This window comes from Curtobacterium sp. 'Ferrero' (assembly GCF_002412165.1).
In the GTDB taxonomy this organism is placed as follows: Bacteria; Actinomycetota; Actinomycetes; order Actinomycetales; family Microbacteriaceae; genus Curtobacterium.
In genome coordinates, this window is the sequence record NZ_NXIA01000001.1 from 112,289 (window position 1) to 126,700 (window position 14,412).

Genomic DNA, 14,412 nt, shown 5'->3' on the forward strand with positions numbered 1-14,412 from the left:
CGGCTCGGACCCCGCCCGGCGCGTCGTCCTCGGCAGCACCCACGAACCGCCGTCCACCGTCGGCGTCCACCGGGAACGCCGAACCCGCGAACATCGCGGCGTCACGGAGCCGACGGATGAACGCCGGGTCCTCCGGTTCGAGCACGTCGTCGGGGGCGTCGCTCACCACGATCTCGCTCGCCGGGCCGATCAGGACCGTCGTCCTGGTGATCGACCCGTCGAACGCGACGGCGGGCACGGCGACGGTGTCCGTCCGGCGGTTCGCACCGAGGATCGCCGCGTAGTCGAGCACGGCGTCCGCGATGAGGTCACCCGTCAGGATCTCGACGCCGTCGGAGCTGATGTACTTCACGTTCCCTCCCTCGTCACCGACGGTAGGAACCGCTCCACCACGCCGCCTCGAGGTGCGCGCATCCCGGCCAACGGGCCTCCTGCGGAACACACGGGCTCCGAGGGCTACTGTCGACTCAACGACCGCGGGACCGACGCGGAGGACAGGGAGCCGACATGCCGAACCGTCTGCAATGGGTGAAGGACGCTGAAGACCACTGGAAGGTCTCGTTCGGCGCCGATCCCCTCTGCGAGATCACCCACGGGCAGCAGTACGTCGTGTCGTCACCGGACCGGTCGATCCGCGGTGCACACTCCTCGCTCGAGAGCGCTCGCGCGCAGGTGCAGGCGTGGGTGCGGTGGAGCGGGCGGTAGTCGTCCGCTCCTGGCCCGCACGGCTCCCGGAAGCGGCTCGTCGTCCGTCGTGACGGACCACCGCCGCACGCTCCGAGCAGCGGAACTCGTCCGTGCTGCCCGACTCGACGTCGGAATGTCCGTGGCGGCCCTGGCCTCGGCTGCCAGCCTGCCGCTGAGGACCGTCGCCGGTTACGAGAGCGGTCGGGTCCGCCCGGGCCCGGAAGTGCTCGACCGGGTCCTCCGCGCGGCGCGGACTCGGCCGAGCATCCCACTGAGCGTCCACGCCGACGATATCCTGGCGGAAGCAGCGCGCCACCGTCTGGTGGACGTGCGGGTCTTCGGCTCTGCTGTGCGCGGCCAGGACACACCGGACAGTGACATCGATCTCCTGGTCGGGCTCGCACCCGGAGCCTCCCTGTTCGACCTGGGCGGGTTCGCCCACGTGGTCGAGGAGCTGACCAGGTTCGACGTCGACCTGCTGACGGACGACGTCGCCGACGACCCGCACTTCGCCCACATGCTCGCCGAAGCCGTGCCGTTGTGAGCAGGTGCTCCCCGCGGCCGGAGGACGCTCAGTACTCGCCCTTCACCACGAAGTAGGAGCCTCGGATCGTCCCGGCGAGCTTCGACCGCTGCCGGACGAACTTGAACTTGTCCGCCAGCTCGTCCGGGACCTCCATGCCGTCCGAGAGCTTGAAGCCCACGGCTCGCTTGCCACCCGGCTCGAGGGTGTACAGCACGTTGATCGACAGCCCGGACTCGTAGAACACGTAGGTCCAGCGGACGCCCTCGACCTCGAACTCGGTTGCCTCGAGCGGGATCGACGCGATCTCGATGTCCCGCTCCCGGAGCACCCGTGCGACGTACTCCACGAGGTCCGGGACGTCGCCAGCGGATTCCGTGGTGAAGTCGAGGTCGTACTTGTTCCCGAAGTACCTGGCCTCGTTCGCTCGGAGTCCGGCGAGTGCCTCGGCCACGGGCGAGGACTCGAGTCCGACCGTGGACACGTTCACGAAGTCGACGACGTACGACATGGCGCCCTCCTGGCGGCTCGGCGATCAGCGACAACCTAGCGCTGCTCGGACAGCGAGCGCCATCACCGAGCGGCGTCAGCAGGTCCGGGGCGCCGGCAGTTGCGGGCGCCAGCAGTCTCGTCAGACCAGCTTCTCGAACACCATCGTCGCCTGGATGCGGTCGCCCCCGCCGAAGCCGGTGCTGCCCGAGGACGACGTGGTGATCGTGTGCAAGCGGTAGCCGAGCGCTGCCTGCTGGTTGATCGCCCGCTCCAGCTCGGTCAGGTTGCCCGAGCCGGTGCCGAAGAACTTCTCCTTGAGCACGACCTGCAACACGACGTAGCTCATGCCGGCCGCGGCCGAACGGGGTTGCGCCCCCGCGTTCGCCTCCGCCTGGATGCGGTCGAAGACACCCCCGATGCCCGGTGCCGGTGCCGGTGCCGCCGCGGGTTGCACCTGCTCCGTCCACGCGTTCCCGTCCCACCACCGCATCGTGCCGGAACCGTCGTCGTACCAACCTGGCTGCACGTTCGTCATGCGCTCATCCTGGCGGACACCGGCACCCGTCGTCAGCCCTCCATACTGGAGGGGTGACGACACTGCGAGGCACCCTGCGATCGACCGAGACCCGGGAGGCCGAGGGCAGCGGCGACACCATCGGCGAGGCGCGAGAGGCGGCGATCGCGGCGCTCGACCTCGACGGGTTCCAGCTGCTCCAGGTCAACACCGTGACGAGCAAGGCGACGGGCGAGTCGACCGTGAAGGCGATCGCACGGTCCACAGCGCTCCGTCCGCACGAGGCCACAGGAGCGAACTACGACGCTGCGTTGGCGGCCTACCGCAACAGCGTGCCCGAGGGGTGGCAGGCCCAGAACATGCACGAGGTCGCCGAGTGAGCGCCCACACGGTCACCCGACGAACCGCTTCGCATCGAGCGTCTTGAAGTACCCCCTCTTGAGGGCTCGCTCGGCGCTGTTCTTCGGGGTCGAGAAGAAATCCCGCTCAGACTGGGACAGCCCTCCTGCGCGGATCTTCTGTTCGAGCAGTGCGAGGGTGCAGCACAGATCCGCTGCTTGGAAGAGGCTGTAGTCAGACGGAGAGACCTTGCGCACCTCCGCTGAACTGAGCAGCGCGTTAAACACGCTGTTCACGACGTTGGTGATCTCCTTCTGCCCGTTGTCGTAGTAGACGACGATGCGATCCCAGAGCATGAAGAAGGCGCTGTTCTCACGGATGAAGGCGCCGAGCGCACGGGACATGCTCGTCACGAGCTGGTCTGAGTCGCCGTTGTCGCGCTTCGCGAACACCCACGAACGGTGGGTGATGGTGCAGTGGCGGACAAAGTCGACCAGAACGCGGAACAGTGATCGCCGGTCCGGCATCGGCATCCACTGGTAGTCCTTCTCGCGACGGATGAGCGGCCCGGTGTGTATCGCATGGTCCTCGGGAAGCCCACGGTCGTTGAGCGACCTGTGGATCGACTCGAGGTGGCCGCCGATGTCCTCGCTCTGGTCGTGGAACACCAGGCTCAACACGTAGTAGGGAGCGTGTTTCTCGTACGGGCCGAAGTCGCCCGATTCGTCGATGAAGATACTGAGTTCGCGCACTGGTGAGCCTGGAAAGAGCTGCAGGCGGGCAATGCCCGCCTGCAGCGTGGCGAAGGGATGTCTCCGCCGAAAGGGTGGACCAGGGCCTCACGGCCAGCCCAGTGACATGAGTGTACCGCCTCGAGAGGCACCTCGGAACTCGCGACGACGGGACAGTGTTCGAGCCAGCGCAACCAAGGTCAGCCCGGGCGGTCCGCGGCGACTCAGTTGTTGAAGCGGAACTCCACCACGTCGCCGTCCTGCATGACGTAGTCCTTGCCCTCGATCCGGGCCTTGCCGTGCGCACGGGCCTCGGCGATCGAGCCGGCCTCCATGAGGTCCTCGAACGAGATGACCTCGGCCTTGATGAAGCCCTTCTCGAAGTCGGTGTGGATGACACCGGCGGCCTGAGGCGCCTTCCACCCCTTGCCGATCGTCCACGCCCGCGACTCCTTGGGCCCCGCGGTCAGGTAGGTCTGCAGCCCGAGGGTGTCGAAGCCGATGCGCGCGAGCTGGTCGAGGCCCGACTCGGTCTGACCGGTCGACTCGAGGAGTTCCGCGGCGTCCGCCGGGTCGAGGTCGATGAGCTCCGACTCGATCTTCGCGTCGAGGAACACGGCCTGGGCGGGGGCGACGAGCGCCGAGAGCTCGGCCTTGCGGGCCTCGTCGGTGAGCACGGCCTCGTCGACGTTGAACACGAAGATGAAGGGCTTCGCGGAGAGGAGCCCGAGCTCGCGGATGGGGTCGAGGTCGATCGAGGTCGCGGACAGCAGCGTGCCCTGCTCGAGCGCCGCCTTCGCCTCCTTCGCGGTCTCGAGCACGATCGGCTCGGCCTGCTTCAGCTTCACGGTCTTCTCGTACCGCGGCAGCGCCTTCTCGATGGTCTCGAGGTCGGCGAGGATGAGCTCGGTGTTGATCACCTCGAGATCGTCCTTCGGCGACACCTTGTTCGCCACGTGGACGACGTCGTCGTCGGCGAAGCCACGGACCACCTGGGCGATGGCGTCGGCCTCGCGGATGTTCGCGAGGAACTTGTTGCCGAGCCCCTCACCCTCGCTGGCGCCCTTGACGATGCCGGCGATGTCGACGAACGACACCGGAGCGGGCACGGTCTTCTCCGAGTGGAACAGCTCGGCGAGCCGGTCGAGCCGCGGGTCGGGCAGGTTCACCACGCCGACGTTCGGTTCGATCGTCGCGAACGGGTAGTTCGCCGCGAGGACCTGGTTCTTGGTCAGGGCGTTGAACAGGGTCGACTTGCCGACGTTCGGGAGACCGACGATTCCGATGGTGAGAGCCACGGGAGGACAGCCTACCGGGGCCACCTGCCGGAGCCGACCCGGGCCTCCAGTCCGGTCGTCAGACGGCCCGCAGGCCCGCGATGCGGCCCTCGACCAGGTCGAGCACCTCGGCCTGGAGGCGCTGCGAGCGTCGCCAGTCGCCGCGCACCTCGAGCGCGTGGTCGGCTCCGTCGACGGTCTGGAGGCGCGCCCCGCCTCCGCCGATCGCGTCCGGCTGCCACAGGGGGTCGGCCGAGCCGCCGACGGCGACGTCCGTCGCCGATGCTGCGGCGACGGACCCCAGGGTGCAGACGGGGGTGAGCCAAACGCCGGCGATGCCGTTGCGGACGGCCCACGGGAGTGCGCAGCACCCGAACGACTTGGCGACGACGAGGTCCGGTCGTCGCCCGCCGAGGGCACGCTCGACGCTGCGTTCCACGAACCCGACGGGGTCGGTGCCTGCGTCGTCGTCCGCGTCCCACGAGGGGGCGAGGACCTCGGCATCGTGCTGCTCGGCGACGGCGCGGGTCCACCAGAGCAGCGGCGCCTGCTGGCCGTACCCGCTGCCGGGCAGGACGAGGACGAGCGGTCGGTCGGTGGCGGTCCCCATCCCCGCAGGCTACCGGTGCTGTGCTCGAGCCTGCCGCTCGGACACCGCCGTCAGCGACGACGCGGCCAGGCGACGAGCAGGGCGACGACGGCCACGACGGCAGCGGCCAGCATGACGACGGCGAGCGGGCCGGCCGTGGTCGATCCGCCGATGCTCACGAGCGGGGACACCAGGGCCGCCAGGCCGAACTGCAGCGCGCCGAGCACGGCGGACGCGCTGCCGGCCGCGGCGGGGACCGCGCCGAGGGCGAGCGCGGTGGCGTTGCCGAGCACGAGACCGAGCGACCCGACCGCGGTGAAGAGCGGGACGGCGAGCCAGAGGGCCGGAGCGCCGGTGACGACGAGCAGGGCGAACACGATCGTCGACGCGAGGACCAGGCCGATCCCCAGCGAGAGGACGCCCCTGACCGACCGACGCTCCGTGAGCTTCGCCGACACGACGCTGACGCCCATGAGCGCGAGCGCGTTGAGCCCGAACGCCAGTCCGTAGCCGACCGTGTCGAAGCCGATCATGTCCTGGTACAGGAACGGCGATGCGGAGATGTAAGCCATCATGACCGCGAACGCGAAGCCGAACACGGCCGTGTGCGCGAGGAACGCCCGTGACAGCAGCGCCCGCCACGGCGATCCGGCGCCCTGGCGTTCGACACGGAGCGCGTCGCGACGCTCCCGGATGTGGGTCTCGCGGACCACGGCGAGCACCGCGATGAGCATGGCGACGGCGAGTCCGAGGACGATCGTGAGGAGACCACGCCAGCCGATCGGTCCGGCCAGGAGGCCACCGAGGAGCGGCGCCACGACCGGCGCGACCCCGCCGACGATCATCATCAGCGAGAACGCGCGCGCCGCGGCCTTGCCGGTCGCGAGGTCGGAGATGACCGCGCGGCTGATCACCATTCCCGCCGCGCCGCCGAGGCCCTGCAGGAGTCGTGCGGTGATCAGCACGGCGATGTTCGGCGCGAGCACCGCGGCGACGGAGGCGAGCACGCAGAGTGCTGCTCCGGCGACCAGCGGCGGGACGCGACCGAACCGGTCGGAGAGCGGTCCGAACACCAGCTGCCCCGCGGTCACCCCGACGAGGAAGGCGGTCAAGGTGAGCTGCACCGCGGTCGCACTCGTGTGGAGCGTGGCCGTCATCGCGGGGAACGCGGGCATGTACAGGTCGGTGGCGAAGGGTGCGACGGCGCTGAGCAGGCCGAGCACCAGGAGCAGGGCTGCGGTGATGCCCGGTCGGTCGGCCGTGGCGGGTCCGACGTGTGTGCGGATGGTTCCGGTGTCCGAGGTCATTATTATGAAATCATAACCCATCGGCAGGCCTCGGTACAGTACGGCCATGCACTCCGAGGTGTCCGACGCCCAGCTCGCCGAGTTCGCGGACGTCCTCCTCCGCATCGCGCGCGAGGTCGATCCGCACGGCGGCGAGCCGCGCGACATCGTGCCCCTCACCGGCACCGAGGCGCTCGTCATGCGCTGGGTGTCCCGCAACCCGGGCACCTCACCGAGCGCCACGGCGGAGGCGACTGCGCTGCAGCGGAGCAACCTCAGCGCGGCGCTCCGCTCGCTCGTGAGCAAGGGCATGGTCGAACGGCGGCAGCACCCGACCGACGCTCGGACGGTGCAGCTGCACCCCACCCCGGTCGCCGACGCGAGCGTCGCGCGGCTGCACCGGCACTGGGCGACGAGGCTCCGGGCCGCCCTCGACGGGGACGAGGGCGGGACGGTCGAGGCGCTGGCCCTGCTCGAACGCGTCGACGAGGGGCTCCGGCGTCGCTGACCCCGACGCCGACGCCGGCGAGGGGCGGGAGCCGTCCGTCACGGCCGCAACGCCGCGACCAACCGCGGCCGATGTCGGAACCCCGTGCGACGATCGGTGCCGTGCCGTTGAACTTCACCGCGATCGACTTCGAGACCGCCAACAGCTCGCCCGCCAGTGCGTGCTCCGTCGGGCTCGTGAAGATCCGGGCCGGCCGGGTCGTCGAGCGCGCCTCGTGGTTCATCCAGCCGCCGATCGGGCACGACGTCTTCCTCGAGTGGAACACCCGCATCCACGGCATCGTCGCCTCGGACGTGCGCGGGGCGAAGGGATGGGCCGAGCAGTACGCCGACATCGTGGCGTTCGCGGACGGCGACGTCCTGGTCGCCCACAACGCCCGGTTCGACATGGGCGTGATCGCCGGCGGGTGCGCCGCCACGGGGACACCCCTCGCCGAGCACCACTCCCTGTGCTCCCTGCAGGTGGCCCGCAAGACCTACACGCTCGACTCGTACCGCCTGCCGATGGCCGCGCGAGCCGCCGGACACGTGGGCTTCTCGCACCACGACGCCGCCGCCGACGCCGAGGCCTGCGCGGCGATCGTCGTGCACGCCGCCGGGCAGCACGGCGCGGACACCGTCGAGGCGCTGGGCTCCGCGACCCGCGTGCACATCGCGCCGGTGCGGCCGCGCGAGGACAAGCCACGCGCTGCGGCCGCGGCCCCGCAGCCCCGGTTGTCGCGTCGGCCGATGGTCTTCTCCGACTGACGCTCGGGCCAGCCTGCAGAGAGGACCCGTCGAAAGAGCTGCGGGAACGCTCGGTGGTATTGTCAGGACAAATCGACGGCACCGCCGTCGCGCCCGTTGCCCGAAGGACCGCGATGACCAACGCTGGCCAGCTGCCGTCCGACCTGTTCATGGACCTGGACCGGTCGGGTCCGATGCCGCTCTACCACCAGGTCGCGTCGCGCATCGAGGAGGCGATCCGGTCCGGCGCGATGCCCCCGGGCGCCCGGTTGGAGAACGAGATCGCGCTCGGGGAGCGGCTCGGTCTGTCCCGCCCCACCATCCGGCGCGCGATCCAGGACCTCGTCGACAAGGGGTTGCTCGTGCGTCGGCGCGGGATCGGCACGCAGGTGGTCCACGGCCCGGTGACGCGGAAGGTGGAGCTGACCAGCCTGTACGACGACCTGGCGCAGGGGTCGCAGGCACCGGCCACGACGCTGCTGCGCCGTGAAGACGTCCCCGCGTCGGACGTCGTCGCCGAGGCGCTCGGGGTCGACCCCGGCACGACCGTCGTCCACCTGCGCCGGGTCCGGTTCGCCGAGGACGTACCGATGGCGGTGCTCGAGAACTACCTGCCGTCCGACTTCATCGACCTCTCCGCCGACGACCTCGCCACGCACGGGCTCTACCAGCTGCTCCGGGCCCGCGGGGTCACGATGCGGGTGGCGAAGCAACGGATCGGTGCACGGGCGGCGACGGACGACGAGGCCCGGCTGCTCGAGGTCGAGGACGGCGACCCCGTGCTGACGATGAGCCGCACCGCGTACGACGCGTCCGGACGGGCGGTCGAGTACGGGGTGCACTGCTACCGGCCCGACCGGTACTCGTTCGAGGTCACGCTGGTCGACAAGTAGGAGCCGGGCTCGCAGCAGCCGGACCGTCAGCGGACGAGCGGGCAGCAGCAGCAGCAGCGGCCGTCAGTCGGAGGACGGCACGCTGAGCTCGCCGGTGACGTACTGCGCGCGACCGAAGCCGAACGACCAGTCCTGGGGGCCGTTCTCGACGTAGCCGATGAACACGTCCTCGCTCGCGACCCCGACGGCGGCGAGCCGGTCGTGGACGGTGGCGTAGAGCGCCTGCTTGGCCTCGTCCGACCGACCGGCCTGGGTGAAGACCTGGATCATCACGACGCCCTCGGTCCGCTCGAACCCGAGACCGGCGTCCTCGGCGATGATGTGCGTCGCCGGGTGCTCGGTCACCACCTGGAAGCGGTCCCGTGCCGGGATGCCGTACTCGTCGACGATCGCCTGGTGCACGGCGTCGGCGATCGCGCGCACCTCCTCCGGGGTGCGGCCGGTGATCAGGTCGATGCGGACGAGCGGCATGGGTTCTCCTCGCGGGGTCGGGTGGGCGGTGCGTTGCACCGGATGCGGTGGCGGCCAGCGGTGCGCGGACGGGAGGCGCGGGTCTCGTCCCGCGCACGACCCGCGACGCGAGCGCGCGGCCTGGACCCAGCCTGCTCCGCGTGCCCCCGCCATCGTGCGGCGAGCGTCCAGCAGCGGGTCGACGCGGGGTACGGGAGCCGCCCGCCGACGGGAGCGACGTCGTGCCCGGAGCCGGCGCGGTCCTCCGCGGAGGTCCGCCCGGCTCACCGCGCCGGTGTGCGCGCGGACGGTCATGCCCCGGTCCGTCAGGCGGGCGGCAGGACGATGTCGCGGACGAGGGCGTCGAGCATCGCGTCGGCGTCGAGGAACTGCCGCAGCGTGGTCACGGTCGCGCCGAACCGGTCGAACTCGTCGACCGTCATGCCGTCGACGTCGTAGCCGCGGGAGAACTCCGGTGTCGCGGCACGGAGCGCATCGAGGATGCCGGCCGGCACCTCGTCGTCGATCGCGTCGGGACGCCACGGGAACGCGTTGTCGTTGATGTCCGTCGCCCACTGGAAGGGCGGCGAGACGACGAGGTCGCCGCCCTGGAACTCCGACCACTGCAACGGGTTGCGGAAGGCGGCGACGAGCAGCCGGGAGCGGAAGCCGCGCTGCCGGAAGACCCGGTAGGCGTGCTTGACCGCAGCGATCCCTGCCCACTCGAGGATCCCCGGGTCGACCATCACGTGCTCGCGCGCGACGACGGTCTTCAACCAGTCGTCGAACCGGCCGACCATGAGCGTGACCACGTGACCGAACTCGCGGTCCGGCAGCCCCTCCGCGGTTCGACGGTCGAGGGCGCGTTCGACGGCCTCCGCGACCGCGACGACCTGCGACACGGTGAACGACACCGTCGCGTTGATCGACACGCCCCGGTACGCGGCCTCCTCGATCGCGGCGATGCCCACCGACGTCGCCGGGATCTTCACGATGATGTTCGGCGCGAGCTCCGAGAACCGGACGGCCTGCTCGACGAGGGCGTCACGGTCCCGGTGCAGCCGCGGGTCGGTCTGCATCGACAGCCGCCCGTCACGACCGCCCGATGCCCGGAACGCGGGCAGCAACCGCTCGGCTGCGGCGACCGACAGCTCCTCGACCGCCTTCCACCCGATCCACGACTCCCCCGCCTTCGGGTGCTCCGCGGCGATCTCGCGGATGCGCGGCACCCACCGATCCGGGTCCTGCTTGATGCACGTGTAGGCGATGACCGGGTTGCAGGTCGCGCCGACCGCGCCGTACTCGGCGATCGCCGTGCCGAGCTCGTGCGGGTCGGCGGAGTCGTTCCACAGCGCGGTCGGCGTGCGTTCGGCGGCCTGCAACGTGACGGGGCGGGTGTCGACCGCGGACTCGGTGCGCTGTCGGTCGGTCGTGGTCATCGTGCCGGTCCGTCCTGCAGCACGGCGTCGTCGGCGGTGGCGTAGAACGCCGGCTTCGCCAGCGCGTACCCGACCGACTCGGCCGCGCCGGACTGCTGTGCCCGGACGGCGACCTCGGCGACGACGGACGCCGTGTACCCGTCCCACGCGCTGGGTCCGTCGATGCCGCCGGTCCGGGCGGCGTCGACCCAGCGCTGCACCTCCTCGTCGTAGGCGGCGGCGAAGCGCTCCTTGTACGACGGGGTCACCCCCTGGCCGGACACGCCGCCGGTCACGACGGTCTGCGAGGTCTCCCGACCGGCGTACGCGACGGCGGACTCGAACACGGCGTCGGTCGTGACCTGGTACCCGAACTGCACGTTCACGCTGATCTCGACGATCGCCATGGTGCCGGACTCGGTGGTGAAGAGCACGAGCTGCGGCTCGGGGAGGTCCGGCGGCGCGAGGCTGTTCCGCCGGGGCTTCTTCACCTCGACGCCGGTGATGCGCTCACCGGTGAGGAACGGGATGATGTCGATCTCGTGGATGACCGAGTCGTGGATGAGCATCGACTCGCTGAAGTTCGGCGGTGTGGTCGGGTTCCGGTGCGCGTGGTGCAGGGCGAGCAGGGCGCCGTGCACACCCGACTCCCGCAGCGCACGCAGCTCCTGGTAGCCGCGGTCGAACCGGCGCATGAACCCGACCTGGATGCGGGGGCGTTCGGCGTGCTGCTGTTCGAGCTCGACGATCCGCAGGGAGTCCGCCGCGCTCGTGGTGAGCGGTTTCTCGCAGAGCACCGCGAGCCCGCGCTCCAGCGCGGTCACGAGGATCGGTTCGTGGAGGAACCCCGGCGTCGCGATGACGACGGCGTCGATGTCCGTCCGGTCCAGCGCCTCGTCGAACGACGCTGCGGTGATCGCCCCGGGCGCGAGTGCGGCTGCTGCCGCGGCTCGGTCCCGGTCGGGTTCGACGATCGCGACGACGTCGGCGTTCGCGGTCGTCGCGGTGAGTCGCCGCACGTGGTCGGCGCCCATCATGCCCGCGCCGACGACGGCGACACGGAGGTTGGCGGTGCTGTGCATGGGAGGGAGACCCTTCGGTGTCGGCGTCAGGAGACCCGGGCGGCCGGGGTGGAACGGAGGATGTGCTGGACGGTGCGCTCGGCGATCGGGGCGGGGACGTCGACGGCGCAGCCGTACATGTCCTGCTCGACGATGCCGAAGACGTCCGGGTCGATCGCGGCGACGGCCTCGATGACCGGGGCGAGGTCGGGGGTGCCGTGCGGCGGCTCGGTCATGATCCCCTGCGCGACCGCGGTGGCGAACGGCACGTCGTTCTTCAGCACGTCGAAGAGCAGGTCGGTGTCGACCTGCTTGAGGTGCAGGTACCCGATGCGCTCGGGGTGTTCGGCGATCATGCGGAGGCTGTCGCCGCCGTAGTACGCGAAGTGCCCGGTGTCGAGACAGAGGTTCGTGTACGCCGGGTCGGTCTCGGACAGGAACCGGACGGTCTCGCGGTACGTGCCGACGTGGCTGTCCGCGTGCGTGTGGAACTGCTGGTGGACGCCGAACTCCTCGAGCAGCGCCTTGCCGAGCTGGTCGTGCCCCCTCCCGAGCCGGGTCCACTGCTCGTCGGTGAGCGTCCGGGGCTCGAGGACCGCACCGGTGGCGTCCGAGCGCCACAGGTCGGGGATCGTGACGAGGTGCTCCGCGCCGAGCTGCGACACGAGCCCCGCCACCGCGACCGCCTGGTCCCAGGCGCGCCGGAACCGGTCGTCGCCCTTGTGGAGGCCGGTGAAGACCGTCCCGGCCGAGAGCCGCAGGCCGCGGGACTCCAGCTCGTCGGACAGCTGCGACGGATCGGTCGGCAGGTAGCCGTACGGTCCGAGCTCGATCCACTCGTACCCGGCGGCGGACGCTTCGTCGAGGAAGCGCTGCCACGGCACCTGGCCGGGATCGTCCGCGAACCAGACGCCCCACGAGTCGGGAGCGGTCCCGATCCGGATGGAGCGCGCGGTGTCGGTGTCGGTGACAGTGTCGGTGACGGTGTCGGTCATGGCGTCGTCGTCCTTCTGGGTCGGGGTGCGCATCAGCCGAGGAGGGGCCGCTGCGCCGCGACCTGCTGCTCGTAGGCGGCACGGGCCTGCTGGGTGCTCGGCAGGGTGGAGGTCTCGGCGACCGGCACGTCCCACCAGCCGTCGCCGTCGGGGGCGTACCGGAGCGGGTCGGCGTGGACGTGCACGAGGGTGGTGTGGTCGTTCGCCTTCGCACGCCGGACCGCCGCGGTGAGGTCGGCGACGGCGTCCGGGCCGGGCTGGACCTCGATGACGTCGACCCCGTACGACCGGGCGTTCGCCGCGAGGTCGACGGGCAGCACCTCGTCGTTCTCGAACGATCCGGTGTCGTCGCGGTAGCGGTACCTCGTGCCGTACCGCTCCGACCCGACGGTCTCGGACAGGTGCCCGATCGACGCGAACCCGTCGTTCTGGACCAGGACGACGACGATCTTGATCCCCTCCGCGACGGCGGTGACGAGCTCGGTGTGGAGCATCAGGTAGGACCCGTCCCCCACCATGACGATCACGTCGCGGTCGGGAGCGGCGCGCCGCACACCGAGGCCGCCCGCGATCTCGTAGCCCATGCACGAGAACGCGTACTCGACGTGGTACCCGAGCGGGTCGCGGACGCGCCAGAGCTTGTGCAGGTCGCCCGGCAGCGATCCGGCGGCCTGGACCACGACGTCCCGCGGGTCGGTGGCGGCGTGCACGGCGCCGATGATCTCCGGCTGACCGGGGACCGCCAGGCCGGACGGCGCGAACGCGGCGTCGACGACGGCGTCCCACTCCTGCTTGCGCTGCGCGATCTCGGCTGCGTAGCCCGCTTCGACGGCGTACGCCGATCCGGACGTGAGCGACGCGGTCAACGCGACCAGTGCCTCCCGGGCGTCCGCGACCACCGGGAGCTGCGTGCCGTGCTTGTACGCGTCGAACGCGGCGACGTTGATGTTGACGAACGTGACGTCCGGGTCCTGGAACGCAGTGCGGGACGCCGTGGTGAAGTCGCTGTACCGCGTGCCGATGCCGATCACGACGTCGGCCCGGCCCGCGATCGCGTTGGCCGCGGCGGTGCCCGTCGCCCCGATCCCGCCGAGGTACTGCGGGTGGTCCCAGACGAGCGAACCACCACCGGCCTGCGACGTGCCGACCGGGATGCCGGTCGCCTCGACGAACGCGGCGAGCTCCTGCTCGGCACCGGAGTAGAGGACCCCGCCGCCCGCGACGATCACGGGGCGCTCCGCCGCGGCGATCGCCGACACCGCGCGGGCGAGCGGGCCGCGTTCGGGCAGCGGACGGCGGAGGTGCCAGTCGCGCGGCTGCAGGAACGCCACCGGGACCTCGAGGGCCTCGGCCTGCACGTCCTCGGGCAGTGCGATCGTCACGGCGCCGGTCTCCGCCGGGTCGGTCAACACCCGCATCGCGGCGAGGGCGATCGAGAACAGCTGCTCGGGCCGCTCGACCCGGTCGAAGAACCGGGACAGCGGTCGGAACGCGTCCGTGACCTGCAGCGAGGTGTCGTGCGGCTGCTCGATCTGCTGCAGCACCGGGTCCGTGGTCCGGGTGGCGAACGTGTCCGACGGCAGCAGCAGGGCGGGCAGCCGGTTCGTCGTGGCGAGTGCGGCGGCGGTGAGCATGTTCGCCGCGCCGGGGCCGACCGAGGCCGTCGCGGCGAACGTCGCACGACGCCGGTGCATGCGGGCGAAGCCGACCGCCTCGTGCACCATCGCCTGCTCGTTGCGGGCCTGGTGGTACGGCAGCAGGCCGGGTTGGTCGACGTGGAGCTGCTTGATCGCCTGGCCGAGGCCGGCGACGTTGCCGTGCCCGAAGATGCCGAAGATCCCCGGGACGGTGCGCTCGCGGACGTCACCGTCGACGGTCCACTGGTTCGCCAGGAACTCGACGAGCGCCTGACCGACGGTCATGC

18 protein-coding genes are annotated in these 14,412 nt (G+C 71.0%); 7 read left to right on the forward strand and 11 right to left on the reverse strand.

The window, feature by feature from the left end; all coding sequences use genetic code 11:
• Positions 1-116: 116 nt before the first annotated feature.
• The 3 genes from Csp2054_RS17915 (at position 117) to Csp2054_RS00490 (ending at position 1,231) form a co-directional block, all read left to right on the forward strand.
• Complete coding sequence (locus tag Csp2054_RS17915; RefSeq protein ID WP_176491480.1) at positions 117-284, forward strand: hypothetical protein; 168 nt, start codon at positions 117-119, stop codon at positions 282-284.
• 223 nt (positions 285-507) lie between these two features.
• Positions 508-705, forward strand: a complete 198-nt coding sequence (locus Csp2054_RS00485; RefSeq protein ID WP_096897339.1) for a hypothetical protein — start codon at positions 508-510, stop codon at positions 703-705.
• Positions 706-754: 49 nt separating this feature from the next.
• Positions 755-1,231, forward strand: a complete 477-nt coding sequence (locus Csp2054_RS00490; protein ID WP_255252540.1) for a nucleotidyltransferase domain-containing protein — start codon at positions 755-757, stop codon at positions 1,229-1,231.
• 28 nt (positions 1,232-1,259) lie between these two features.
• Here Csp2054_RS00490 and Csp2054_RS00495 read toward each other — a convergent pair whose 3' ends face one another.
• Together Csp2054_RS00495 and Csp2054_RS00500 are read right to left on the reverse strand one after the other, a co-directional pair.
• Positions 1,260-1,721 carry a phage tail protein gene (locus Csp2054_RS00495; protein WP_096897343.1) on the reverse strand — a complete coding sequence of 154 codons (462 nt, stop codon included), beginning with the start codon at positions 1,719-1,721 and terminating at the stop codon, positions 1,260-1,262.
• Between the two features lie 120 nt (positions 1,722-1,841).
• Positions 1,842-2,237, reverse strand: coding sequence for a DUF2510 domain-containing protein (locus Csp2054_RS00500; protein WP_096897344.1), 396 nt, complete (start codon positions 2,235-2,237; stop codon positions 1,842-1,844).
• Positions 2,238-2,290: 53 nt separating this feature from the next.
• Between Csp2054_RS00500 and Csp2054_RS00505 the strand changes: the two genes are divergently transcribed.
• Positions 2,291-2,596: a hypothetical protein gene (locus Csp2054_RS00505; protein WP_096897346.1), complete on the forward strand. Its 306-nt coding sequence runs from the start codon at positions 2,291-2,293 to the stop codon at positions 2,594-2,596.
• Between the two features lie 12 nt (positions 2,597-2,608).
• On the opposite strand, the gene Csp2054_RS00510 is transcribed toward Csp2054_RS00505, so the two are convergent.
• From Csp2054_RS00510 to Csp2054_RS00525, 4 genes are all read right to left on the reverse strand, one after another.
• Entirely contained in the window at positions 2,609-3,307 is a 699-nt protein-coding gene (locus Csp2054_RS00510; protein WP_096897348.1) for a DUF3800 domain-containing protein, read from the reverse strand.
• A 203-nt stretch (positions 3,308-3,510) separates the two neighbouring features.
• Complete coding sequence (gene ychF, locus Csp2054_RS00515) at positions 3,511-4,584, reverse strand: redox-regulated ATPase YchF (protein WP_096897351.1); 1,074 nt, start codon at positions 4,582-4,584, stop codon at positions 3,511-3,513.
• Positions 4,585-4,642: 58 nt separating this feature from the next.
• A complete protein-coding gene (locus Csp2054_RS00520) occupies positions 4,643-5,173 on the reverse strand; it encodes a hypothetical protein (protein ID WP_096897353.1) in 531 nt (176 codons plus the stop codon).
• A 50-nt stretch (positions 5,174-5,223) separates the two neighbouring features.
• Positions 5,224-6,480: a multidrug effflux MFS transporter gene (locus Csp2054_RS00525; RefSeq protein ID WP_255252541.1), complete on the reverse strand. Its 1,257-nt coding sequence runs from the start codon at positions 6,478-6,480 to the stop codon at positions 5,224-5,226.
• 25 nt (positions 6,481-6,505) lie between these two features.
• Between Csp2054_RS00525 and Csp2054_RS00530 the strand changes: the two genes are divergently transcribed.
• The 3 genes from Csp2054_RS00530 (at position 6,506) to Csp2054_RS00540 (ending at position 8,564) form a co-directional block, all read left to right on the forward strand.
• A complete protein-coding gene (locus tag Csp2054_RS00530) occupies positions 6,506-6,946 on the forward strand; it encodes a MarR family winged helix-turn-helix transcriptional regulator (RefSeq protein WP_255252542.1) in 441 nt (146 codons plus the stop codon).
• Between the two features lie 71 nt (positions 6,947-7,017).
• Positions 7,018-7,692, forward strand: a complete 675-nt coding sequence (locus Csp2054_RS00535; protein WP_255252543.1) for an exonuclease domain-containing protein — start codon at positions 7,018-7,020, stop codon at positions 7,690-7,692.
• Positions 7,693-7,805: 113 nt separating this feature from the next.
• Positions 7,806-8,564 (forward strand): GntR family transcriptional regulator, encoded by a 759-nt coding sequence (locus Csp2054_RS00540; protein ID WP_096897356.1) that lies wholly within the window; start codon positions 7,806-7,808, stop codon positions 8,562-8,564.
• Positions 8,565-8,627: 63 nt separating this feature from the next.
• On the opposite strand, the gene Csp2054_RS00545 is transcribed toward Csp2054_RS00540, so the two are convergent.
• The 5 genes from Csp2054_RS00545 to iolD all read right to left on the reverse strand — a co-directional run bounded on the left by Csp2054_RS00545 (position 8,628) and on the right by iolD (position 14,410).
• Positions 8,628-9,035 carry a tautomerase family protein gene (locus Csp2054_RS00545; RefSeq protein ID WP_096897358.1) on the reverse strand — a complete coding sequence of 136 codons (408 nt, stop codon included), beginning with the start codon at positions 9,033-9,035 and terminating at the stop codon, positions 8,628-8,630.
• Between the two features lie 305 nt (positions 9,036-9,340).
• Positions 9,341-10,453, reverse strand: a complete 1,113-nt coding sequence (locus Csp2054_RS00550) for a transaldolase family protein (protein WP_096897360.1) — start codon at positions 10,451-10,453, stop codon at positions 9,341-9,343.
• Complete coding sequence (locus Csp2054_RS00555; RefSeq protein ID WP_096897362.1) at positions 10,450-11,514, reverse strand: Gfo/Idh/MocA family protein; 1,065 nt, start codon at positions 11,512-11,514, stop codon at positions 10,450-10,452. Before Csp2054_RS00555 ends, Csp2054_RS00550 begins: the two co-directional genes overlap by 4 nt.
• A gap of 26 nt (positions 11,515-11,540) precedes the next feature.
• Positions 11,541-12,488 carry a sugar phosphate isomerase/epimerase family protein gene (locus tag Csp2054_RS00560; RefSeq protein WP_096897617.1) on the reverse strand — a complete coding sequence of 316 codons (948 nt, stop codon included), beginning with the start codon at positions 12,486-12,488 and terminating at the stop codon, positions 11,541-11,543.
• Positions 12,489-12,520: 32 nt separating this feature from the next.
• Positions 12,521-14,410: a 3D-(3,5/4)-trihydroxycyclohexane-1,2-dione acylhydrolase (decyclizing) gene (iolD, locus tag Csp2054_RS00565; protein ID WP_176491505.1), complete on the reverse strand. Its 1,890-nt coding sequence runs from the start codon at positions 14,408-14,410 to the stop codon at positions 12,521-12,523.
• Between the last annotated feature and the right edge of the window lie 2 nt (positions 14,411-14,412).

Bases quoted from the DNA above. Each gene is read 5' to 3' on its own strand.
- Csp2054_RS00550 (WP_096897360.1), bottom strand. From the start codon at position 10,453: ATGACCACGACCGACCGACAGCGCACCGAGTCCGCGGTCGACACCCGC.
- Csp2054_RS17915 (WP_176491480.1), top strand. From the start codon at position 117: ATGAACGCCGGGTCCTCCGGTTCGAGCACGTCGTCGGGGGCGTCGCTC.
- Csp2054_RS00500 (WP_096897344.1), bottom strand. From the start codon at position 2,237: ATGACGAACGTGCAGCCAGGTTGGTACGACGACGGTTCCGGCACGATG.
- Csp2054_RS00560 (WP_096897617.1), bottom strand. From the start codon at position 12,488: ATGACCGACACCGTCACCGACACTGTCACCGACACCGACACCGCGCGC.
- iolD (WP_176491505.1), bottom strand. From the start codon at position 14,410: ATGACCGTCGGTCAGGCGCTCGTCGAGTTCCTGGCGAACCAGTGGACC.
- Csp2054_RS00525 (WP_255252541.1), bottom strand. From the start codon at position 6,480: ATGGGTTATGATTTCATAATAATGACCTCGGACACCGGAACCATCCGC.
- Csp2054_RS00535 (WP_255252543.1), top strand. From the start codon at position 7,018: ATGTCGGAACCCCGTGCGACGATCGGTGCCGTGCCGTTGAACTTCACC.
- Csp2054_RS00555 (WP_096897362.1), bottom strand. From the start codon at position 11,514: ATGCACAGCACCGCCAACCTCCGTGTCGCCGTCGTCGGCGCGGGCATG.
- Csp2054_RS00530 (WP_255252542.1), top strand. From the start codon at position 6,506: ATGCACTCCGAGGTGTCCGACGCCCAGCTCGCCGAGTTCGCGGACGTC.
- Csp2054_RS00495 (WP_096897343.1), bottom strand. From the start codon at position 1,721: ATGTCGTACGTCGTCGACTTCGTGAACGTGTCCACGGTCGGACTCGAG.
- Csp2054_RS00545 (WP_096897358.1), bottom strand. From the start codon at position 9,035: ATGCCGCTCGTCCGCATCGACCTGATCACCGGCCGCACCCCGGAGGAG.
- Csp2054_RS00485 (WP_096897339.1), top strand. From the start codon at position 508: ATGCCGAACCGTCTGCAATGGGTGAAGGACGCTGAAGACCACTGGAAG.
- Csp2054_RS00520 (WP_096897353.1), bottom strand. From the start codon at position 5,173: ATGGGGACCGCCACCGACCGACCGCTCGTCCTCGTCCTGCCCGGCAGC.
- Csp2054_RS00540 (WP_096897356.1), top strand. From the start codon at position 7,806: ATGACCAACGCTGGCCAGCTGCCGTCCGACCTGTTCATGGACCTGGAC.